We start from the raw sequence: 20,051 nt of genomic DNA on the forward strand, positions 1-20,051 counted from the left end.
TTAAATCTTATTATTCAGAACATTTTTAATATTTTCTATCATATCCATTACACTGTAATAATTGCCATATTTTTTATATGCTATTTCACCGCATTTTTTATTGATCATTGAACCAAGTACGGCAGAATTAAATGGACTTACTTTACGTGATGCAATGCCTGCAACCATTCCTGCCAGCACATCTCCTGTTCCGCCCATTGTCATTCTGCTGTTGCCGCCACAGGAGCGTTTTATTTTGTTGCCATCAGTAATTATATCAATTTCTCCTTTTAATAAAACTACAATTTTAAATTTTTTCGCAACGATCATTGCATTTTCCTCAGTAGGATCCATTCCCGTAAATGCAGTAAATTCCATCCTATGTGGCGTTATTATGGCATTTCTGCCAGCAACTTCTTCAGGTTTTATAACTTTCAAAGCGTCTGCATCGAGAATTAATTGCCCCTTATAATTACTCAGCGCATATCTCATTAAATCTATTGCATCCTGGGTTTTTCCCATTCCTGGGCCAATAAGCAGTGAATCCATTTTTGATAAATCTGGAAATTTCGAATTTTTTACAGAATAAAACATCAATCCCGGATTGTAGGAAAGTATTATTGGCCTATTTTCATTGTTTGAAAATACCTTAACAAGATCAGGGCCTGCATTATATGCCGATAATGATGACATAACTGCTGCTCCTGTAAATTCCCAGCCGGCAAGAATTCCAATTACACCATTCATTCCCTTATGGGATTCTGGACTGGAAACGGGCATATACACCATGTCTCCTGGCCCTGCGGTGGATTTTATTGCCTCTGGAATTCCAATATCGCATACAGAGATTTCGCCACTGTTTTCTATTCCCATTCCAGTTTTAATATCTGTAAACGTAACAGTATACTCAGGTTTTATCTTTTTGCTTGATGGGAATCCTGAAGGCACATCTATTGATATAACTGGCTTTCCGCTTTTGTTTATAGTATCGATAATATTGCTATATGGTTCCCCAGGTTCATCCTTAATTCCTGTGCCAAATATTGAGTCAATAATTATATCTGACTCTGAAATTATGAGTTCGAGAGATGATACAGAACAATAAATTCCGTTGTAATCATTGAAAGCCCTTCTGGATTCCGGAGTTTTCAGGCTGTTTATTCCTTTAATTAATATAACCGAAACTTTATATTTTTTAAGAAGGTATTCTCCAGCGCATATACCATCTCCTGCATTGTTGCCGGTACCACATATTATAGCTATTGATTTTGCAGCAGGAAACTTTGATCTTACAAAATCTGATACAGCTTTGCCTGCATTTTTCATCAATTCATATGTATCGCCATAAATGCTCTTGTAATTAATATCCATGCATTTTTCATCAAGATAATCCATAAAAAAATATTGTTATGGCGTACTTAAACATAACTCAACGAATAGCTGAAGAATTCACATTAATAATATATATGACATTGTAATAATTAATTATGTCAAGAATAGTATTGCATGAAAGAGATAAGCCCTATATGGTAAAAGTCGGTGATAAAGAACTCCATCTTTGTGCCTGTGGATTGTCAGAAAATAAGCCATATTGTGATGGGCACCATATGAAAACCACTGATGAAGGAAATAAATTATATGTTTATGACCACAACGGAAATAGAATGGAAGTAAGTTCATTTTATAAAAAAGAATGAATAAATTAAATTTAATACCGCTCAGCTTGCCCGTCATTAATCATTCAATCATTTATCAATAAATATCATCATAGCGGTATTTCATTATTATTTTATTGTATATTAAATTTTAAACTTATAAGATTCCTGAAGTTTTTAATGCATCATTTTCTTCCTGTACTGACATTAATTGAATTTAAACTAGCCACGCAGTAAATCAGATAATTTTAAAGAATAAATATTTCTATAAACTTAAAAAATAAAAATGGGGCTGCCCGAATTTGAATCGGAGTCTCAGGCTCCCAAAGCCCGTAGGATACCAAGCTACCCCACAGCCCCTTGTAACTACAGTTTAAAAAGGTATATAAAATTTATATTTATTGTTTGGTTTTAACAGTTTTTTTGGGAGTAGGAGTTTCAGGTATGAGTTTTGCAATTCTGTGGTTTGATACATAGGCATAGTATATCATCATCAGTACAAGCCATGTTCCGCCTATAAATGAAATTAGAAATACCAGATATTGCATTGGTGTATCCGTTGTAACAGCAGGTATATAGGATACTATGTTTGCATTTCCAAATACATATGGATATTCCTTTAATTCCAGAAAAACGAGTGATATAATAGTTAACAATATAATAAATGGCTTATATGATGCAATATATGTTGTTTCTTTGAAGATATAGAGTATGGGTATAATTAGAGCCAGTATTATTGGTATTATTATATAAATATTATTGACTGTATAATCCTTTGCTGTTATGGAATAATAAGAAGACATAAATATGGCCAGTCCTATTGCAACAAGTATTAATGGAAGGAATTTGCCAGTAGGCGTTTTTATATCAGTTAATTTGTAAAATACCATTCCCAGTCCATTTGCCATTATCAGGGCTCCGATAATAAATCCTATGACGCCTAAATGTGAGTAGAATACACCGAAATTTGTATAACTGTCAGAATATGGTTTATATGAAACTGCACCATAGCCATAAAGATGGACGCCGTATCCGCTTGATATTGCTGCAAGTATAGAGAGTGCCATTATACCCATAATAAAGGTTGCAACCGTATATACAAAATAAAGTTTCCTCTCATCAAAATATTGTTTTTCATGCCATATAAATTCCGCATATACGATAAAAGAGTTTCTTACAACAAGGAAGAAGATAAATGTTGCAAATAATGGAAATAATGCATATGATATTGAAGGCATCAGTATCGGTATAACATTTTCCATATCTACAAGCCACAGTACGAAGAATGTTCCAACAACTTCCCAAACCGGGACTATGTAAGATAAAACATTTATTCTGGTTTTATTTTCTTTGAATCTTGTTGCAATTGGAACAACAGCCATCATTTCTGTTGAAAACATAGTAACCATGGATGCCACTACCACGATTAAAAATAGTACATCAATATTTAAACCGTAAATTAAATCTGCCATTTATCTCACCTCATCCCTGCTTTTGCGGAAACACCTTTGTTTCTCTTTCTTTCTTCTTCCATCTTTAAATCATCTTCGCCCAGTTTTAAATCTTCCTCTACATTAGATAGTTTCATGACCTTCCCTGCGAAATAGAATGTCACGGGGAACACTATGAGGTAGAATGCTATAATTGCTATTCCAAGCGGAAATACAATTGGTGAGGTTGATGCAGCCTGAGCTATGGTCATTGTTCCATAATATTTAACGCCGTTGACGACAAAACCTCCGGCTACGGGTGATCTTATAATAAATGGAACTCTTCCTACTTCTGCTGTGTACCATCCATCTTCCATTGTAAATACACCCATTATAGCAAAGGCAATTCCTGCAAGAAGTGTGGTTTTGTTGCTTAATGGGTCTTTTTTCCTGAAGTACTGTATTACTACATATAACCAGTAGAAGCCCATTAGCATTCCAAAGCCAACCATCAGATCAAGAGTGTCATGCACTACGTATGGAGGCCAGACACCGTAATCCGTAACACCATTATACGTTGTTAAGGGTATAAGGCCAGGAATTGAACCTTTGCCAAATGTGAAAGGAAACGCCAGAAGAGATTGTGCATATGGAAATGATGGTGCATAAGCCAGTTTATGATTTATGAGTATACCAAAAATATGCTCAGGGGCCATGGTTGCAAATGATGTCCCTATTGTCGCATGCAAATCAAGCTCCAGTGCGGTATATTTTATTGGCTCTATAACCATTAAAGTTGAAAGCTCGTTTGACCCTGTTGCCCCAAGGTATATAATATCGAGAATCATAAATACTGCAGCTATATTGATTCCTCTTCTGTAAACCATCTTTTCGGACATATTTGTTGTTTTTATGTATTTATATATTAAATATCCAAGAATCATTGCTATGCCTGCGTAATAAACAGCGCCGGACATATGGAGTTCTTCAGCAGCAGTAGAAGCTGTGAGAAATGGTGCAAAAGGATTTACATTTGTTACCTGTCCTGTAGTCACAAATTTCTCTACATTAAAACCATTTGGAGTGTTCATCCATGCATTTATTTCAGTAACTGTAAAAGCTGATAGATATGTTCCTATTGTAACAGCAAGGCTCAATCCCCAGTGCTCCCATCTATTTTTAAAATCCTTCCAGAAATATACATACATTGGAAGGGCAATAGCTTCTAGCAGGAACGAAAATACTTCAACATAGAAAGGACCCATGGAAACCTCCCCAACCAGCTTCATGAAATTTGGCCAGAAAAGGAATAATTCCATAGCCATTACTGTTCCTGAAGCAGTACCAACGGCAAAAAATATGACAAGTGCTTTAGATAGTTTGTATGCAAGCGTGTCATAATATTTATCTTTCTTTTTCAGTGCAAGGAATTCTGCAATGGTTACCATAATTGCAAGGCCCATACTCAATGAGACCAGCAGTATATGCGAAGATATAGTGTAAGCGAACATTGCACTATCCCAAACCGGATATGATATGAACATGTTTACCAAAAACGTAATTATAAAATCATATTTAAAGTTAATTTTATTCCCAGAGTAACTAAATTATTCTATAATTTCAGAATCATGAAAAAATAATCATAAATTATTAATCAAATATAAAAATATTTTCATTAAACTATTACCGGTTTGAATGGTTTAATTATATTTTTTTCGGCTGCTCTTTTATAATATAAATCAAGGGCTTTTCGTCCGGTTTCCCCAAAGTCTATAGAAAGATCATTTACATACATTAAAATAAATTTTCTTTCCAGTTCAAAATCATCATATCTCGAATATTTCATGGCATATTTTACTGCATCTGTTTCATGTTCTTTTGCATATTTTATTGAATTTTCGAAGTCGGTTTTGTACTTTAATTTGTATTCAAGAGGCATGTCCTTTTTAATTGCGTTGAATCCCAGCGGTATTGGAAGGTCCCCTGCATATTTTTTCCATTCATCATAAAGGCTTAAAACCTTTACAAGGCCTTTGTTCTGGAAAGTTAATTGCTCATCGTGAATTATTATCCCTGCATCGACTTCATCTTCCATAATTGAATTTACTATTTTATCAAATCTTATTTCCTTAAATTTTCCTGCTTCAGGGGCAAACATTCTGTATAACAGTTCAGCAGATGTATATTTTCCCGGTGTGGCTATTGTTTTGCCTTTCAGGTCAATTTTATTTTTTGCTATTACAAGTGGGCCATAGGTCAATCCAAAGCTTGCTCCTGATGTTGTAAGATCATATTTATCGGCAACATGCATGTAACCGTTTGCTGATATTGCAGTAACATCATAGTTGGCATCAACAGACTCTCTGTTAAGTGTTTCGATATCCTTTACAACCTGTTCATAATCAAAAGATGTTTCTATCTTGTGCTCAAACATGGCGTAGAACATAAATGCGTCGTCCGGATCCGGTGTGTGTGCTATTATCATTTTCATACATATATATTGCAATAAAGTAAAAAGTATTTCCTCTTATGAATATTTTTTTGGAATTGAAATATGATGTGGTTAATTCACTCAAATTAATGCTTTTACCGTAGTTTGTATTCTATTTTTTCAAAAACTCAAATTCCTGTAAAGCTGGATAAATAAAAAAATATTCTATTAAATAGAGCTGATTATATAAAAAATAAAATAATATTTATCAGGAATTTATTACAAATTTATATCCATATTCTATTATACCGCTATCCCCATCCTGCCTTATTTTTCTGAAGACTGCATGAACCTTGGTTCCAATGTCAACATCACCAGGATCGCAATCAACGATCTGAGCAGTTATTACAGGGCCTTCCTTCAATTTTATAAGGGCAAGTATATATGGAACCTGCCTTTTAAATGCCGGTGCTGCATCATGGACAAGTGTGTGTGAAATAACTTCACCATCACCACTGAATTTTATTTTTTCCATCTTTCCAATAGATTCCCTGTGGCATTTAGGGCATATATCTCTTGGAGGAAAATATGAAGTTCCACAATTCATGCATTTAAATCCAATAAGATTGTATCTATATTCTGTTTCTCTCCAGATTCTTGATAATTCTGTCATTTTATTCACCCAGTATGTGTATTATTGAAGATGTTCCAGTTCCAGCCATATTGTGCAAAAGTGCGTACCTGGCATTCTTAATCTGGTTAGCCCCTGCAACTCCCTTTAATTGCCTGTATGCATCTACAGCCTGCCCTACACCAACTGCACCATATGGATCTCCTTTAGCTTTCAATCCTCCAGACGGATTTACCGGCAGTCTTCCGTTCAGTTTTATATCGTCATATACTAAATCCTTTGCTTTTCCTTTTTCTGCAAATCCTAGATCTTCCATTTCCAGTAATCCATATATTGAAAATGAGTCATGGATCTCCATAAATGATATATCATCCCTTTTGATCTTTGCCTTCTGAAATACTTTTTCAGCTGCCAGTTTTGTAGAAGACAGAGTATATATTGATTTTCTGGATCCTACAGAAAGATAATCCTCAGCCACGGCAGAGCTCAATATGTGAACACCTTCGCGCTTATTTTTTTTCATGAAATCTTCGGAAGCAAGAACAAGGGCTGCAGCGCCATCACTCAGGGGAGAGCAATCCATCAGATTTAATGGGTCTGCGACTTCCACTGCATTCATTGCCTGCTGCAGTGTCAATTTATTTCTGAATTGTGCATCAGGGTTCTTTGAGCTATTTGCATGGTCATTTACAGAAAACATTGATAATGCTTCCTTTTCAACGTTAAAATCATGCATATATTTTCTGGCAATAAGAGCGGCCATTGCCGCAGGTGTTGCACCAAAAAATGCTTCCCATTCACGGTCAAGAATAGAAGATAACTTTTCAAGTATGTCACTTCCATGTATATCGGTCATCTTTTCAACTCCACCGACAACTGCCACATCGTATTCGCCTGATTTTATAGAAAGATATGCTTCCCTAAGTGCCGCAGCACCTGATGCTGTTGACGATTCAACTCTGAGTGATGGTATTCCATCTTCTGATAGGCCGGAAAAGTCCGTTATCAATGCCCCTATATTTTCCTGTTTATTTATAATTCCAGCAAGTGAATTAGCTCCGTAAATAACACCTATATCCCTGGAATATATTCCAGCATCTTCAATAGCTTTTAAACCTGCTTCTACTGCAAGGTTTCTCAATGATTTATCCCACAATTCGCCGAACTTTGTTTCTCCAGCGCCAATAATATAAACTTCATTACTCAAGGCTATCACCCATAACAATTATTTTTCTAAATTTTGTATACATAGCGTAATCTATAAATTTTACCTTTTCTATCATTTTTCTCACTGCAGGTGCGTTTTCACGCTTATAATTTTTCATATTTTCTGTTACAGTAATATCAAAAGCATCAGAACCAGCACCTGAACCAAAAGAAACAGCAAGAATTCTGTCACCGGGTTTTGCTTCATCAAGTATTGCAGATAAGCCAATCATCGTAGAACCGGAATATGTATTTCCTATATATGGCGTCATAAGACCTGTTTTATACTGTTCTTCTGTAAAACCAAGAATTTTTGCAGCCCTTGTGGGAAATTTTCCGTTTGGCTGATGGAATACTGCATAATCATAATCTGTATTCTTTGTTCCCATTCTGTCCATCATTGCTTTGGCTGCTGCTATAACATGCTTAAAATATCCCGGTTCTCCGGTAAATCTTTCTCCGTGCCTGGGATATGGCTCACCTTCCCTTCTCCAGAAATCGGGCGTATCTGTAGAGACTGACAAAGTGTCGTTGATTTCTGCAATTACATCTTCCTTACCAATAAGCATTGCTGCACCGCCAGCGGAGGCACTGTATTCAAGGGCATCCCCAGGAGCTCCCTGTGATGTATCCGATCCTATAGCAATACCGTATTTTATGTAGCCAGCATCAACCATTGCCTTAACATTCTGCATTCCTGCTGTACCTGCCTTGCATGCAAATTCGTAATCAGCGGCAAAATATTGAAGGGGCATTCCAATTGCAGCTGCAACTATGGTTGCTGTTGGCTTAACTGCGTATGGATGAGATTCTGAACCCACGTAAATTGCACCGATATCGTGTGGATTTAATTTCTTTCTTTTTAAAGCGTTTCTTGCTGCTTCAACAGAAATTGAAGCAACATCCTCATCCGGGGAAGGCACTGATTTGCTCAGTATAAAAAGGTTATTTTTCATTTTTTCTGGGTCATCACCCCATATCCTGGCGATTTCCTCTGGTTTTATTCTGTATACAGGGATATATGATCCGTAACTTACTATTCCAGACATAAAGAGATAAGTATAAGGGCATATATAAAAATTCACGTTTAATAATTCGCTTATTACCGTATAAAGAAGATAAGTTTCTGATAGTAAATTCAGTAATTAAAATCTTTTAAAAAGCTTTATATAGGATTTATTCATCGTTATGTTATGGCAAGTATAGATATTGGAGAAGTACTTTTAATTTTAGTCGTAATAATAATAGTGGCAGTCATACTTTCAGGAATTCATATTTTGAAAGAATGGCAGAGAGCACCGGTTTTGACTCTTGGAAGGTATACCGGATTGAAAGGACCGGGGCTTGTTTATGTAACGCCAATTATAAGTAAAATAACGGTTGTTCTTTCAACGAGAATACAGGCAGTGGCCTTTAAAACAGAGTCAACATTTACCCAGGATAACGTTCCTGTAAATGTCGATGCAGTTATGTATTTCCAGATTATTGACCCTGATAAGGCTATATTAAATGTTGAAAACTATGCTGCTGCAACTCAGCTTGCTGCACAGACAACATTGAGAGAAGTTCTGGGTAAATCATCATTCGATGAAATATTATCAGAAAGAGAAAAAATTGGTGAGTCCGCGAGACAGATCATTGATGAAAAAACAGAGCACTGGGGAATTAAAGTATCATCGGTTGAAATTAGGGATGTACTTGTTCCACAAACACTTCAGGATGCAATGTCAAGGCAGGCTGCTGCAGAAAGGGAAAGGAGATCGAGAGTTACACTTGCGCTTGCTGAAGTTGAAGCAGCCGGTAAAATGGTGGATGCTGCAAAACAGTATGCAAACAATCCGACAGCTTTCCAGCTGAGATGGATGGATATAGTATATCAGATAGGGCTTGAAGGAAAAGGTTCACTTATAATGATACCGCAGAATGTACCTACCGTTGGAGATACATCGCAGTTCTTTACAGCAACAGCATTAAATAATATATTAAGCAAGAGTACTGGAAATGTTGGCAACAGCACTACAAGTGGGAGTAAACAATAATTAACTGGTTTACGTCCAGATCTCCGGGCCTGTTTTCACTGAAAGGCCCATTATAATTTAATATTGTTGATAATTTTTTTCTTCTCATTGAAAATATTTTTGCCAGAAATTTATCAAAACTTTCAATATCTATATCAAATTGTTTTTTCTTTATTGATATTACGGCGGAATCTACATTCGGAACAGGAGAAAAAACTTTTCTGGTTACCTTAAAGAGTATTTTTATATCTGACCTGACAGATGCATTAACTGTAAGCCTGGAATAATCCTTTGTGCCTGACATGGCTACCAGCCTAATTGCAAACTCCTTTTGAACCATGAGTATTGCGGAGTCAAAATCAAAATTTAATAGTCTAAACAGTATTGGTGATGATAAATTATATGGTATATTTCCTATAATATGATTGTAATACGAAGGTTCTGTATCAAGAAAGCTTTCCTTAATAATTTTAAATTTTCCTGACCTGATCTCTTCTGAATATCTGATGCTTAAATTTTCATAAAATCTATGGTCAGGCTCAATAGCAGTAAGTTTAACAGGTTCTGATAATATAAGATCGGTAAGAATCCCGTTGCCGGGTCCAATTTCCAGAACACTATCAGATGGTTTTAGGCCAAGGGCCCTTACCTCACGGGCAGCAAGGTTTTTGTCGTTTAAAAATACCTGCCCGTATTTTTTTGAAAAATTTCCGGTCATTTTGCAACAAACAACTTGTATTTTTCATATCTGTTTTGCAGCTCATCCAGTATCCTGTTAACTATCATTTTCTTCGGGTTATGCACGCTTTTAACACGCTCTGATATGTCATCAAATGATTTGAAAGGAGATATTTTTCTTTCGTCCAGAATTGCCCACATACTTTTATTTCCCAGCCCCGGGAGAAGCTCCAGTGTATGCATTCTTGCATTTATTGCTTCTGCATTATTGAAAAAATTGATAAATCTACCTGGATCATCGTCTATAATACTTTCTATTGCATATGGAAGTTCGCTGATTGCCGCACTTGTCAGTTCCTTATACGTTATTCTACGTTTTATAGATATTATTTTATCTCTTTTTTCCGGTGATTTGCCAATATATATTTTATCGCCCACAGTTATCACTGCATCCGGTTTTGGCAGTATTTCAAGCAGTTTAAATTCATTTTCCCCGATTGCAAGTATAAGTGGAGATTTTCTGAAATTCTTGTCTTCAGACCTTCCCTGCGACAAATAATCTATTATGTAAGCATATTCTTCCATTTATAAAACCCTAAGTATATCGATTGTACTATCTAAAACTTTGTTATCTACAGTAATGTTATACGAGTTTAATATTGCCATTAGTTCCTCAGGTGTAGAAGGCTTAATGTCTATAATTTTAATTATTGTTTCCTTTGGAAATTTGTGCACTTTAAGTATATCGTTATAAAGTTGTTTTATGTCGAAATCCTTGTCATACTTTAAAAATTTCTCCACATATGTTAAAGTATCGTTTTCGCTTGTGGTTCTATCTTCTATGTTTATAAGGGCATTATAAACTTCGTTATTGGTTTTATAGGTTATTTTCATTGAGTTAACCTCTTGAGATGAACAGGCGCAGATATTATTTTTCTCTCTGTATTCCCAATTTTAATTTTAAGTATGTAGCAACTACCCTGCATACCTGTAATTTTTCCTGTTCTTCCCTGGAAGTTATGAAAAGGCATTCCTTTCTGTATGGCTGGATCAATTACAACTGCAACTGTTTCACCTACTTCAAATTTCTTTAAAAGGCTATTTACCTTTGGCATTCCTCTCTGTTTTATTTTCTTCTTTAACTTGCTTCTTGAACCTGATCTGGTTCCATTAGACATTGTTGTCATATTTATTCACCTCTCTATTTTTAATACATCCAGGCATTTTACTTTCAATTGAGCCCCATAGACTGAAGAAAGATTTGGCACCGTTCTTCCATTGTCGCCATTTATTAATTCCTTTATATATGTCCCGGATTGAGCCCTTATTTTTATTCTTGCTTCCTTATCATGTATATCTTCTATATTTATATATTTTATTTCTTTTTTTCTTACAAGATCGGATCGATTGCCGGAAACTCTTTCCGGAGTTCTCTGCGATATTGTATAATTTTCAAATTTGGAAGCGGATTCCTGAAGCTTTTTTTCATTAAATGGATCTATGCATTCTATTGTTGCCAGATATGTCTTGTCGTAAGCAGCTTCCTTTATTTGCTTTATAGTTTTCTTATCTGTAAATTCAAGATCTGAAATGTATATGTTATTGCCGGAATTATTCACTTCGTCCATAAACTCTTTCAAGGAAATGTTTCTTATTGCAGGTTCATTAATCTCCATGACAAACTCCCTTCCATTGCCAAGCATCATGACATCAACATCTTCCCTGCCTGACCCATGGAATTTATAATTTTTTCCTCCTGCAAGTTTTAAAAGTATTTCACCTATAATTGATTCCAGTGTATCACCGGTTCCATTCAGCCACCTTGTTTGAGGCATATCCCTTCTTTTTTTTATATATGTTCCATAGATATATAATGGCTTTACTATAAGTTCCACATTATCATAAATTGTATTGATTTCGATTAATATGTCTGAATCTTTTGAAAATTCTTTCCCTGTTATCTTTGTAAAATATTTGCCAAATTCTCTGTTAAATTCCTTTTTTATGCTTTCTCCATTATTGCCAAATTTATTCTGAATTAGTTCCTCTTCCAGCATTATTTCCGGTTCGAATTTTGAACCAATTAATATTGTTGAGTACTCTCTGGTTCCTATTGCATCTTTTACCATACTGGAATATTTTTCAAAGTCATTGAAAATTCCCCTACAAATTCTGCATGTATCCGGCACATTTACCGGACCGTAAAACGCTTTATATGCAAACTCCAGTTTTGTTCCTCTCTCATAATCCGTAAGCCCTGTATCAATATTTGCAAAAATGCGGCCTGTACATCTTATGCACAGTCCATCTGTAAATAATTCTTTAAAATCTTTCATAAAAAAATTATCTGGCCTTTACTACTTTTTCTACGTTAGGCCTTTCCTTTATAAATACCCTTGAACCACATTCACATTCTATATCTGTGGTGCCAAAGGATTTTTCAAGCTGTCTTCCACATCTTATGCATTTATACATGGTTGTTTATCTCCTTTACAGTTTCACTGCTGTATTCCGGTGTGTATGATCCACCGGCAAATTTGTAACCGCAATGCCTGCATTCCCATATACCATTGGCTATTCTCTTAACTTTCTTCTGCTTGCATGATGGGCATGTATAAAAGCTGATTTTCTGTTTATATATTTTATTCCATGCTTTTCTTACTGTAACACCATACCTTGGACCGAAACGGCCTGAAGCCCCTACTTTTACTGTGTGTTTTGTCATATATTCACCTTAAATATGTTTCCCTTAATTTATTGCCTGTATTACTTGATGTTTTTATAGCTTTTCTTATTTCATCAAGTGAAAATTCTCCAATTTCGCCTTTTTGCATGGCATGAATATTGTGATCCTCTGAAATTGTTACAGTTATTCTACCATTTGAAATCTGTTCTTCTTCAAGATCCGGATCACATATAAGTTCATCACCGATTTTTGCCATGGTAACAGCCACTGGGGTTGCATTGAGCGGAAGTTTATAATCCTTTTGCCCGATTTTGGAAGCTGGAACAACGGTATTTTTTAATGCAGCAACAACTGCAATTGTAGCTGCATCTATTATATTTCCATCATAATTTAACACATCTATATCAACAAATATCATCCATACTCTTTTTCCGGATTCTATTACCAGTTTTGATGTATCAACCATCTTGCTTTCTCTTATTCCTCTGTCAACAACTCTGGAATATTCAATTGCCTGCTCACTTGGAGGGCCGGATTCAAAGGTTGGAAATGCCATTGGAAGCAACTCTATATTCAATGCCATTACACCACTGTCAGGAGAATCCTCAAATGGAGTTCCTTCTTCAACCTTTATTCCAGCTACAACTTTTGTTTTACCTAGCTCTACCATGGCGGATCCGGCTGCTTTTGGAATAAAATTTTCGGTTATTTTAATTTCCCTATAATCTTCCAGCCCTCTTCCGTCGAGGCGTTTTCCTGTTTTTATGCTTTCTAATATAAATCCCTTTCTGATTTCGGATAATACTGCACTTGAATCCATCGGCATTTTTATTCACCATCCTCTAAACTGTATTTGCTCATCAAAGCATTTCTCTGCAATTCTGAAATTCTGGGCATTGCATTCATCATCATTGATGTGGCCTGATTCAATTCATCCTCAGACACATCGCCATCAAGCTGAAGAAGAACAACTTTTCCAGTTCTTGGCAGGATTGCCATGGGTATATCTGCCTGCCCGAAATTATCTTCATCCTTTGAAAGATCAAGGACAATTTTTCCATCAGCTTTTCCTGCTGTGCATCCTACAACAATATCTCTCATTGGAACTCCAGCATCTGCTATAGCTACTGATGCGGCTGTAAGGCTTGCAATTCTTGTTCCTGCATCAGCTTCTAGAACCTGTATAAAAACATCAATTTCCGCTCTTGGAAGTTTTTCCAGAACTATTGCAGAAGACAAAGCTTCGGAAATTACCTTTGATATTTCCATGGTTCTTCTGTCGGGACCGGGGCGTTTTCTTTCTTCTACTGAATATCCTGACATATTATATCTGGCTTTTACTATAGCCCTGTCAATATTCTGTGCGTGCTTTGGATATGCTTCCCTTACATAAACGGCCACCATAATTTTATTTGCTCCCCATTCTATAAAAGCTGACCCATCTGCACGGTCAACTACACCGGTCTGAATCTTTATAGGGCGCATTTCATTAAGGGCACGCCCATCCAGCCTGAGCCCATCATCTCTAATCAATTTTATATCTCCTTCCATTAATTTTCACCTTTCATATTCTTAAGATATTCTTCCATCCTATCTGTTAATCCTATTGTGTGTGCTTCCTTTTCAACTATTCTTATTGCTGCTACGGCTTTCTTAACATTTTCAAGATCACCGTCGATCCAGATAAATCCGTTCTGGCCTACAATTATTTTGGTATTTGTATAGTTTTTTATAATATTTATCATATTCCCTGCTTTGCCTATAACACGTGGAACCTTTGGAGGCTTTACGGATATAACACGCCCTGATTCCAGTTTTCTCATTCCGTTATCTCTCATTGATACCCAGCTTTCCTTTATCTCGTTGGATACTGAAATCCTTGCATATATATAATCACCAACCTTTAAATAACGGCTAAGGTCGCCAGAAGAAACGCGCCACGGAGTGTCGTTCATATGCATAATAGCATAATATGGTGAATTTATATCCACTGTCCACATTGTTGGGCCTATATCCATTATTTTTCCAATAACCTTATCATTGGTTCTGGGCAAATAAGGGCTGTTGAATGGAGCTACATCAACAAATTTCTCACTTTCCTGAATTACGCCAAAGTATTCAGAAAAAAATTCTGAATCAGATTCATATATACCATTTCTGGGTTTTAATTCTGCTATCTCTATTTTATCCCCAGGATAAACTATTTTTTTTGTCTCCAATTGAATACACCTTTTACTTTATGAAATATACATTCGTAATATATTTATCTTTGTGATTGATTTTACATTAATATATAAATGATTTTAATAGTAAATGGATTTAAAAATCATTTTAATAATTTTATGTCTGCCTCACCATTTGTTTTTCTGTTCACTAGATCCATCAAATCACCCTGCATTCCTGCCGGTATTTCCACAACACATATGTAATCACCTGCATTTGACCATTCTTCTTTTAATATGGTACCCATTTTCGCAATATCACCGTAAAGCCTTCCATATGCGTCACCAGAAAGTTTCACTGCGAGCCTTGCCTTTTCCATCCTTATTGGTATCAGTGGCCTTATTGCTTTGAGCACCATTTGAACCTGTTCATCAACTCCTTTAAACGGATCTATCCGAACTTTTGCCTCCTCCATAGCTTCTTCTATCCTTATTGCCGGTATTGGTGTATTGGTTTGTGGATTTATTGCTTCACGAACAAGTTCATTAATTACCTGTTTTCTTTTCAATTCAAGCATTTCCCTTCTCTGATCTGTTGTTAACTGAATCTGCCCTCTTTTTATTATCTCTATTGCAATCTGAGCTATATCTGTAGTTTTAAAAACGTGCTTCAGTATTTCTTCATTTGTCCGTTCACCTTTTTTTGCATCCTTAAATATTTCAGGCAATGCGAGATCGTTTTCAAGATCTATTTTTCCATTCCGTATTCTGGAAGCTGCGTCAGGATCCACAAGGATTTCAAAGCGATAACCGTTATATTCAAATCTTGCGATTACTGCTTCATCTGTACTTACCATTGTTGATAATGATTTATTTAAATAAAAAATTATACTTTTATTTTATTTTTTGGTACCGATGCAATAAGGAAAAATATAGCACTTATACTTGAGATTAAAACAAATACAAAGGATATTTCATGATCGAATAAAAACAGAGCGGCAAATATGGTGCTGCCAAGAAAGCCTGATATTGCCTTTCCTGTGTAGAATACTCCATTGTTAGCAGTGGAGAACCTTGAACCAAAAATATCCCCTATTAATGAGAAATACATAGAAATCATTGCACCTCCGAAGAATCCTATAAATATTATTGCGAAAACATACATCCTTAAAATTAAAAATATTGATCCAAGTATCAAAAATGAATCTATCAGCATAACGACTTTTGTTCGTCCAATAAGGTCTGATATATATCCAAGTATAGGTCTGCTTACACCACTGAGAAGTGGGAATAATGAAACAAGTATTGTAAATTCAACAAGTGGCAGTGTTTCGCCCAGATATCCAAATGAAGCCGAAACTACTATTAATGGAATGGCACCCAGTATAAATGATATATACAGTATCCAGAATCTCTTGTTTTTAAGATTCTTGGATGTTTTTTCACCGACCAGTGCCTGAGTTTCCGGATATTTTGCCTTCATTAAAAGTACAGGAAGTATAATTATTTCCGAAACTCCTATTATAAGCATTGGTTCCCTGAATGACACTGCCCTTGCTATGAAAATGTTTGCAACCGCGGCGCCCAGTCCAAATCCCAGCGAAACAAATCCCACCGCAAATCCCCTCCTGCCTTTAAACCATTTAACTGCAAGATTTGTGGATATGCCATATAATATTCCTTCTCCAATGCTGCCCAGTGACCACAGTATATAAAAAAGGTATAGATTGCTGATAAATGAGGTGCCCAGAAATCCAAGAGAGGATAAGACTGCTGAAAATATTCCTATATTTCTTGGCCCATTCTTGTCAGCAAAATAACCGCCAACACCCTGAAAACCTGTAGAAAATATGGCAAAGAGGGTAAAAGCAACTTCTATTTCCACAAGAGAAACGTTTAATCCTGTTTTAAGCAAGGGCTCAAAAACGTTCCATGAATATTGATAAAGTGAATTAAAAGACATTATTACAACGCCGATTATAAGATAACCTTTTTTCACATATCAAAATTAAGTTTAATAATATAAATATTCTTACAATTTTTGTTTCATTCGAATTCTTTTAATAAATTTGTTTATTGCAAAGATTCCCCAGATTGATTCTATAACTCCGAATGGATATACTCCTGAGAGAATACCATAAATGGCTGAACCGAAGCACATCAATGCAAATAATAATGAGTATTTTGGTGCCCTAGATTCCAGAAGATAGAATACCATCATCATTGCAAGGACTGTTGAACCGTAAAGAGTCAATAAAGTTAGAAACATTATTCACAATTATATGTAACTAAAAATAATTTTGTACTTAAAATAATACAAATATTATTGTCAGCAATAAAATTACTGCAACCAGATAATCAATTTTTTCAGGTGTGAATGATGCAAGTTTTTTTATAAGAACTTTACTTAATAAAAGTGTTATCACAAGAAGGGCTAAAGCAGATGATATAACAAACAGAAACAATGTTAAATAAACGAAATGAATGCCATAAACCACGGCTATAAGTATTACTGGAACAATAGCAGGATCAGGTATTATGCTTACCAGCAATATAGATTTTTCAATTTCTTTCGACTTTGATTCCTGTTTATTTCTTTCATGCCTGGCATTAATAACTATGTATGTTGCTACAAAAATAAGCAATGCCACAGCAAAGACCTTTATATAAAACTGCGGAAAGAGATACATTCCAAATATGGCTATTGCAAATGAAAGTACAGCGGAGAAAATTCCATGGATTAACCCAAGGCCAAAAGATAATGTTCCGGTTTCACTGCTTCTGAACTTTTTATGAATGGAGTATGATAAAATTGGTGTCCAGTGGTCAGGGGCAATCATATGCAATGTTGCTATTACAATTGCCAGGCTTACGATTGCGGCTGGAAGCAGAATATAAAGTGCAAACATAAGAGCCAATAGTGTTATCGTATAAGAAATTATATATAAAATATGGCTTTTAAATTAATTTTAAAAAATTGTTAAATAGGCAATTAATATGGATAATAGATGGAAAAAATAGAGGTTAAAAATCCCGGGCAGCATTATGTTGACAACTGGATTATCTATGATGCACTTGGTGGACCAGCCATAGATGAAAACAAATGGTCTTTAAAAGTTACCGGGCTTGTAAATAAACCGGCTGAATATACATATAAGGAATTAAATAAAATGCCAGGAATTGAATATATTTCAGATTTTAATTGTGTTACAAAATGGTCAATAAAAGAAGCTAAATTTACAGGGCCATCATTAAGGGACATTATAATGAAATCCGAACCATCGCCAGATGCCGAGTGGGTTATGTTCATATGTGCCGATGGGTATGATACGCCGATACCTTTTGATGACGCTGTTGATGAAAAGAGCGTACTTGCATTGAAAATTGATGATAAGCCCCTTGGGATCAAACACGGGTTTCCTGCAAGGCCTTTTATGCCTTCGCTTTATGGCTGGAAAAGTGCAAAATGGGTTACAGAAATAAAATTAATGGAAAAGTATGAAGATGGATACTGGGAGGCTTATGGCTACCATGAAAGGGGGAAAGTTGAAGACCAGGAACGTTTCAAGGGCTTTGAATGGAAGAAGATCAGGAGGCATTCAGAAATAGACAAATAATGTTGTATTTATAGATTTAAAGCAATTGAAATCGAATAAACACTTTCTGGATTTAATTAAATATTATTTGATTATTTATTCAGCAACAATTCCAGAGGTGCATGGTCTGAACCCTTGACATCTTCCAGTATTATGGAATCCTGAACATTTTTTATAAAATTATCACTTACAAGAAAATAATCTATCCTCCAACCTATATTCTTTTCACGGGCATTAAATCTGTAGGACCACCAGGAATAATGTTCTGATTCCTTATGGAAATACCTGTAAGTATCAATATAACCATGGGATAGCATATTTGTCATGGAATCACGCTCCTCTATGGTAAAACCAGCATTTCTTTCATTTCCTTTAGGCCTTGCTATATCTATTTCCTCATGGGCTACATTGAAATCCCCTGTAATTATAACCGGTTTTTTAGTTTTTAAGCCATCCATATATTCAAGAATTTTATTGTTGAATTTTATTTTGTAATCCAGTCTTGGAAGCCCGTGCTGTGAGTTCGGGAAGTATGAATTTATAAGATAAAAATTATCATATTCGAATGTCTGTACTCTGCCTTCTGAATCTGATATTTCATCACCAATGCCTTCAGTATAACTTTCTACTTCCAGTTTTGACAGTGCCATTGTGCCACTGTATCCTTTTTTGTCTGCTGAATTTGTATATATTTTATATCCAAGGTGATGTATTTCTTCCGGTATCTCAGTTTTTTCCGCCTTTATTTCCTGCATCAGAATAATATCGGGATCTTCTTTTTTTAAAGTGTCTGTAATTCCATTCTTTACAGCGGCCCGCAAACCGTTGACATTCCATGATAATATTTTCATATTCATGTTATAATTATATTGTATATAAAAGAAATTGTACAGATTTTTGAACTGATTTTGCTCCTGTTGTTCATACAACTTTGTTGTATTCCGAATATAAGTTGCAATGTTTATATACATATCTATGATTATTTAGTATGGAGATACTGGCTGTGCCTGTAACTGAAGATAAGGTAGATATGCCCGGCAAGGCAAGTGAAGTCCACGTATATGAAATACCAGATAATATGGATAAGTATATTTTAATAAAAAGATATGAAAATGTGGCATTAAAAATAAAGGATGATGGTGGCCTGCCACTTCTGGAATCTCTGATAAAAGAGAAGGTTAATTCAGTAATATTGCCTGGAATAGGTGGCCCGGGAATAACTTTTCTGCACAATAAAATAAAGGTGTATATATCTACAGGCGAAGAAATTGGAGCACTGGACAATTATCTGGCAAATAAGCTAAAATATACAGATAAACCTACAGTATTCAATTGCCCTGAAATATTATTCAAAAAAGCAGAGGAGTATAGAAATAAATTATAACATCCAGGTTTAACCGGACCAAAATTTGCAATATAGAAATACCATAACCGTTTTAGTTGATAAAACAGATAAAATTTATGTACTTTCATATTATAGATTTTATTACATGCCTGATACCATTTATGTGTATAAAGACCACCAGATTACCGGACCGAATAATTATTCTGTTAACATCATTGCATCTGATCATGGAAA

The 20,051-nt window shown here is 35.4% G+C and carries 26 protein-coding genes and 1 tRNA gene; 4 read left to right on the plus strand and 23 right to left on the minus strand.

What is annotated here, in order from left to right:
- Window positions 1-1,374: an NAD(P)H-hydrate dehydratase gene (locus tag WKI77_RS00240; protein WP_337859829.1), complete on the minus strand. Its 1,374-nt coding sequence runs from the start codon at window positions 1,372-1,374 to the stop codon at window positions 1-3.
- 92 nt (window positions 1,375-1,466) lie between these two features.
- Here WKI77_RS00240 and WKI77_RS00245 point away from each other — a divergent pair, with 92 nt between their 5' ends.
- A complete protein-coding gene (locus WKI77_RS00245; protein WP_337859830.1) occupies window positions 1,467-1,676 on the plus strand; it encodes a CDGSH iron-sulfur domain-containing protein in 210 nt (69 codons plus the stop codon).
- 245 nt (window positions 1,677-1,921) lie between these two features.
- Here WKI77_RS00245 and WKI77_RS00250 read toward each other — a convergent pair.
- The 7 genes from WKI77_RS00250 to WKI77_RS00280 all read right to left on the minus strand — a co-directional run bounded on the left by WKI77_RS00250 (window position 1,922) and on the right by WKI77_RS00280 (window position 8,381).
- Window positions 1,922-1,994, minus strand: a tRNA-Pro gene (locus WKI77_RS00250).
- Window positions 1,995-2,032: 38 nt separating this feature from the next.
- Window positions 2,033-3,106: a hypothetical protein gene (locus WKI77_RS00255; RefSeq protein WP_337859831.1), complete on the minus strand. Its 1,074-nt coding sequence runs from the start codon at window positions 3,104-3,106 to the stop codon at window positions 2,033-2,035.
- 5 nt (window positions 3,107-3,111) lie between these two features.
- A complete protein-coding gene (locus tag WKI77_RS00260) occupies window positions 3,112-4,608 on the minus strand; it encodes a cytochrome ubiquinol oxidase subunit I (RefSeq protein ID WP_337859832.1) in 1,497 nt (498 codons plus the stop codon).
- Window positions 4,609-4,739: 131 nt separating this feature from the next.
- Window positions 4,740-5,555 (minus strand): MqnA/MqnD/SBP family protein, encoded by an 816-nt coding sequence (locus WKI77_RS00265; protein ID WP_337859833.1) that lies wholly within the window; start codon window positions 5,553-5,555, stop codon window positions 4,740-4,742.
- A 208-nt stretch (window positions 5,556-5,763) separates the two neighbouring features.
- Window positions 5,764-6,168, minus strand: a complete 405-nt coding sequence (locus WKI77_RS00270) for a Zn-ribbon domain-containing OB-fold protein (protein ID WP_337859834.1) — start codon at window positions 6,166-6,168, stop codon at window positions 5,764-5,766.
- A 1-nt stretch (window position 6,169) separates the two neighbouring features.
- Entirely contained in the window at window positions 6,170-7,342 is a 1,173-nt protein-coding gene (locus tag WKI77_RS00275; RefSeq protein ID WP_337859835.1) for a thiolase domain-containing protein, read from the minus strand.
- Window positions 7,326-8,381, minus strand: a complete 1,056-nt coding sequence (locus tag WKI77_RS00280) for a hydroxymethylglutaryl-CoA synthase (protein WP_337859836.1) — start codon at window positions 8,379-8,381, stop codon at window positions 7,326-7,328. The genes WKI77_RS00275 and WKI77_RS00280 overlap by 17 nt, the downstream gene beginning before the upstream one ends.
- Window positions 8,382-8,525: 144 nt before the next feature.
- Between WKI77_RS00280 and WKI77_RS00285 the strand changes: the two genes are divergently transcribed.
- Window positions 8,526-9,371, plus strand: a complete 846-nt coding sequence (locus tag WKI77_RS00285) for an SPFH domain-containing protein (RefSeq protein ID WP_337859837.1) — start codon at window positions 8,526-8,528, stop codon at window positions 9,369-9,371.
- Here the strand turns inward: WKI77_RS00285 and rsmA are convergent.
- The 14 genes from rsmA to WKI77_RS00355 all read right to left on the minus strand — a co-directional run bounded on the left by rsmA (window position 9,349) and on the right by WKI77_RS00355 (window position 17,785).
- A complete protein-coding gene (rsmA, locus tag WKI77_RS00290; RefSeq protein ID WP_337859838.1) occupies window positions 9,349-10,068 on the minus strand; it encodes a 16S rRNA (adenine(1518)-N(6)/adenine(1519)-N(6))-dimethyltransferase RsmA in 720 nt (239 codons plus the stop codon). The genes WKI77_RS00285 and rsmA overlap by 23 nt on opposite strands.
- On the minus strand, window positions 10,065-10,613 hold the full coding sequence (locus tag WKI77_RS00295; RefSeq protein ID WP_337859839.1) for a DUF655 domain-containing protein: 549 nt from the start codon (window positions 10,611-10,613) through the stop codon (window positions 10,065-10,067). The genes rsmA and WKI77_RS00295 overlap by 4 nt, the downstream gene beginning before the upstream one ends.
- Entirely contained in the window at window positions 10,614-10,922 is a 309-nt protein-coding gene (locus WKI77_RS00300; RefSeq protein ID WP_337859840.1) for a hypothetical protein, read from the minus strand. It lies immediately after the preceding gene.
- Window positions 10,919-11,215 (minus strand): 50S ribosomal protein L21e, encoded by a 297-nt coding sequence (locus WKI77_RS00305; protein WP_337859841.1) that lies wholly within the window; start codon window positions 11,213-11,215, stop codon window positions 10,919-10,921. The genes WKI77_RS00300 and WKI77_RS00305 overlap by 4 nt, the downstream gene beginning before the upstream one ends.
- Window positions 11,216-11,221: 6 nt before the next feature.
- Window positions 11,222-12,364 (minus strand): tRNA pseudouridine(54/55) synthase Pus10, encoded by a 1,143-nt coding sequence (locus tag WKI77_RS00310; protein ID WP_337859842.1) that lies wholly within the window; start codon window positions 12,362-12,364, stop codon window positions 11,222-11,224.
- A 7-nt stretch (window positions 12,365-12,371) separates the two neighbouring features.
- The gene (locus tag WKI77_RS00315) at window positions 12,372-12,503 is read right to left on the minus strand and encodes a DNA-directed RNA polymerase subunit P (RefSeq protein ID WP_337859843.1); all 132 of its coding nucleotides are present in this window, start codon (window positions 12,501-12,503) and stop codon (window positions 12,372-12,374) included.
- On the minus strand, window positions 12,496-12,753 hold the full coding sequence (locus tag WKI77_RS00320; protein WP_337859844.1) for a 50S ribosomal protein L37ae: 258 nt from the start codon (window positions 12,751-12,753) through the stop codon (window positions 12,496-12,498). The genes WKI77_RS00315 and WKI77_RS00320 overlap by 8 nt, the downstream gene beginning before the upstream one ends.
- A 4-nt stretch (window positions 12,754-12,757) precedes the next feature.
- Window positions 12,758-13,540 carry an exosome complex protein Rrp42 gene (rrp42, locus tag WKI77_RS00325; RefSeq protein ID WP_337859845.1) on the minus strand — a complete coding sequence of 261 codons (783 nt, stop codon included), beginning with the start codon at window positions 13,538-13,540 and terminating at the stop codon, window positions 12,758-12,760.
- A gap of 2 nt (window positions 13,541-13,542) precedes the next feature.
- Window positions 13,543-14,265 (minus strand): exosome complex exonuclease Rrp41, encoded by a 723-nt coding sequence (gene rrp41, locus WKI77_RS00330; RefSeq protein ID WP_337859846.1) that lies wholly within the window; start codon window positions 14,263-14,265, stop codon window positions 13,543-13,545.
- Window positions 14,265-14,933 carry an exosome complex RNA-binding protein Rrp4 gene (rrp4, locus tag WKI77_RS00335; RefSeq protein WP_337859847.1) on the minus strand — a complete coding sequence of 223 codons (669 nt, stop codon included), beginning with the start codon at window positions 14,931-14,933 and terminating at the stop codon, window positions 14,265-14,267. The genes rrp41 and rrp4 overlap by 1 nt, the downstream gene beginning before the upstream one ends.
- 107 nt (window positions 14,934-15,040) lie before the next feature.
- Window positions 15,041-15,733: a ribosome assembly factor SBDS gene (locus WKI77_RS00340; RefSeq protein WP_337859848.1), complete on the minus strand. Its 693-nt coding sequence runs from the start codon at window positions 15,731-15,733 to the stop codon at window positions 15,041-15,043.
- Window positions 15,734-15,762: 29 nt separating this feature from the next.
- Complete coding sequence (locus tag WKI77_RS00345) at window positions 15,763-16,875, minus strand: OFA family MFS transporter (RefSeq protein WP_337859849.1); 1,113 nt, start codon at window positions 16,873-16,875, stop codon at window positions 15,763-15,765.
- Window positions 16,876-16,908: 33 nt separating this feature from the next.
- Window positions 16,909-17,145 carry a hypothetical protein gene (locus WKI77_RS00350; RefSeq protein ID WP_337859850.1) on the minus strand — a complete coding sequence of 79 codons (237 nt, stop codon included), beginning with the start codon at window positions 17,143-17,145 and terminating at the stop codon, window positions 16,909-16,911.
- A 37-nt stretch (window positions 17,146-17,182) separates the two neighbouring features.
- Complete coding sequence (locus tag WKI77_RS00355) at window positions 17,183-17,785, minus strand: hypothetical protein (RefSeq protein ID WP_337859851.1); 603 nt, start codon at window positions 17,783-17,785, stop codon at window positions 17,183-17,185.
- 99 nt (window positions 17,786-17,884) lie between these two features.
- Between WKI77_RS00355 and WKI77_RS00360 the strand changes: the two genes are divergently transcribed.
- On the plus strand, window positions 17,885-18,493 hold the full coding sequence (locus WKI77_RS00360; protein WP_337859852.1) for a sulfite oxidase-like oxidoreductase: 609 nt from the start codon (window positions 17,885-17,887) through the stop codon (window positions 18,491-18,493).
- A 71-nt stretch (window positions 18,494-18,564) separates the two neighbouring features.
- On the opposite strand, the gene WKI77_RS00365 is transcribed toward WKI77_RS00360, so the two are convergent.
- Window positions 18,565-19,323, minus strand: a complete 759-nt coding sequence (locus tag WKI77_RS00365) for an exodeoxyribonuclease III (RefSeq protein ID WP_337859853.1) — start codon at window positions 19,321-19,323, stop codon at window positions 18,565-18,567.
- Window positions 19,324-19,460: 137 nt separating this feature from the next.
- Here WKI77_RS00365 and WKI77_RS00370 point away from each other — a divergent pair, with 137 nt between their 5' ends.
- Window positions 19,461-19,856, plus strand: a complete 396-nt coding sequence (locus WKI77_RS00370) for a hypothetical protein (protein WP_337859854.1) — start codon at window positions 19,461-19,463, stop codon at window positions 19,854-19,856.
- Window positions 19,857-20,051 lie beyond the last annotated feature (195 nt).

The sequence above is a fragment of the Ferroplasma sp. genome, from assembly GCF_037442045.1.
Lineage (GTDB): Archaea > Thermoplasmatota > Thermoplasmata > Thermoplasmatales > Thermoplasmataceae > Ferroplasma.

What these genes read in the sequence shown, in the direction of transcription:
- WKI77_RS00240 (WP_337859829.1), bottom strand. Translation starts at nt 1,374, where the DNA reads ATGGATTATCTTGATGAAAAATGCATGGATATTAATTACAAGAGCATT.
- WKI77_RS00245 (WP_337859830.1), top strand. Translation starts at nt 1,467, where the DNA reads ATGTCAAGAATAGTATTGCATGAAAGAGATAAGCCCTATATGGTAAAA.
- WKI77_RS00255 (WP_337859831.1), bottom strand. Translation starts at nt 3,106, where the DNA reads ATGGCAGATTTAATTTACGGTTTAAATATTGATGTACTATTTTTAATC.
- WKI77_RS00260 (WP_337859832.1), bottom strand. Translation starts at nt 4,608, where the DNA reads ATGTTCATATCATATCCGGTTTGGGATAGTGCAATGTTCGCTTACACT.
- WKI77_RS00265 (WP_337859833.1), bottom strand. Translation starts at nt 5,555, where the DNA reads ATGAAAATGATAATAGCACACACACCGGATCCGGACGACGCATTTATG.
- WKI77_RS00270 (WP_337859834.1), bottom strand. Translation starts at nt 6,168, where the DNA reads ATGACAGAATTATCAAGAATCTGGAGAGAAACAGAATATAGATACAAT.
- WKI77_RS00280 (WP_337859836.1), bottom strand. Translation starts at nt 8,381, where the DNA reads ATGTCTGGAATAGTAAGTTACGGATCATATATCCCTGTATACAGAATA.
- WKI77_RS00285 (WP_337859837.1), top strand. Translation starts at nt 8,526, where the DNA reads ATGGCAAGTATAGATATTGGAGAAGTACTTTTAATTTTAGTCGTAATA.
- rsmA (WP_337859838.1), bottom strand. Translation starts at nt 10,068, where the DNA reads ATGACCGGAAATTTTTCAAAAAAATACGGGCAGGTATTTTTAAACGAC.
- WKI77_RS00295 (WP_337859839.1), bottom strand. Translation starts at nt 10,613, where the DNA reads ATGGAAGAATATGCTTACATAATAGATTATTTGTCGCAGGGAAGGTCT.
- WKI77_RS00300 (WP_337859840.1), bottom strand. Translation starts at nt 10,922, where the DNA reads ATGAAAATAACCTATAAAACCAATAACGAAGTTTATAATGCCCTTATA.
- WKI77_RS00305 (WP_337859841.1), bottom strand. Translation starts at nt 11,215, where the DNA reads ATGACAACAATGTCTAATGGAACCAGATCAGGTTCAAGAAGCAAGTTA.
- WKI77_RS00310 (WP_337859842.1), bottom strand. Translation starts at nt 12,364, where the DNA reads ATGAAAGATTTTAAAGAATTATTTACAGATGGACTGTGCATAAGATGT.
- WKI77_RS00315 (WP_337859843.1), bottom strand. Translation starts at nt 12,503, where the DNA reads ATGTATAAATGCATAAGATGTGGAAGACAGCTTGAAAAATCCTTTGGC.
- WKI77_RS00320 (WP_337859844.1), bottom strand. Translation starts at nt 12,753, where the DNA reads ATGACAAAACACACAGTAAAAGTAGGGGCTTCAGGCCGTTTCGGTCCA.
- rrp42 (WP_337859845.1), bottom strand. Translation starts at nt 13,540, where the DNA reads ATGCCGATGGATTCAAGTGCAGTATTATCCGAAATCAGAAAGGGATTT.
- rrp41 (WP_337859846.1), bottom strand. Translation starts at nt 14,265, where the DNA reads ATGGAAGGAGATATAAAATTGATTAGAGATGATGGGCTCAGGCTGGAT.
- WKI77_RS00340 (WP_337859848.1), bottom strand. Translation starts at nt 15,733, where the DNA reads ATGGTAAGTACAGATGAAGCAGTAATCGCAAGATTTGAATATAACGGT.
- WKI77_RS00350 (WP_337859850.1), bottom strand. Translation starts at nt 17,145, where the DNA reads ATGTTTCTAACTTTATTGACTCTTTACGGTTCAACAGTCCTTGCAATG.
- WKI77_RS00355 (WP_337859851.1), bottom strand. Translation starts at nt 17,785, where the DNA reads ATGTTTGCACTTTATATTCTGCTTCCAGCCGCAATCGTAAGCCTGGCA.
- WKI77_RS00360 (WP_337859852.1), top strand. Translation starts at nt 17,885, where the DNA reads ATGGAAAAAATAGAGGTTAAAAATCCCGGGCAGCATTATGTTGACAAC.
- WKI77_RS00365 (WP_337859853.1), bottom strand. Translation starts at nt 19,323, where the DNA reads ATGAAAATATTATCATGGAATGTCAACGGTTTGCGGGCCGCTGTAAAG.
- WKI77_RS00370 (WP_337859854.1), top strand. Translation starts at nt 19,461, where the DNA reads ATGGAGATACTGGCTGTGCCTGTAACTGAAGATAAGGTAGATATGCCC.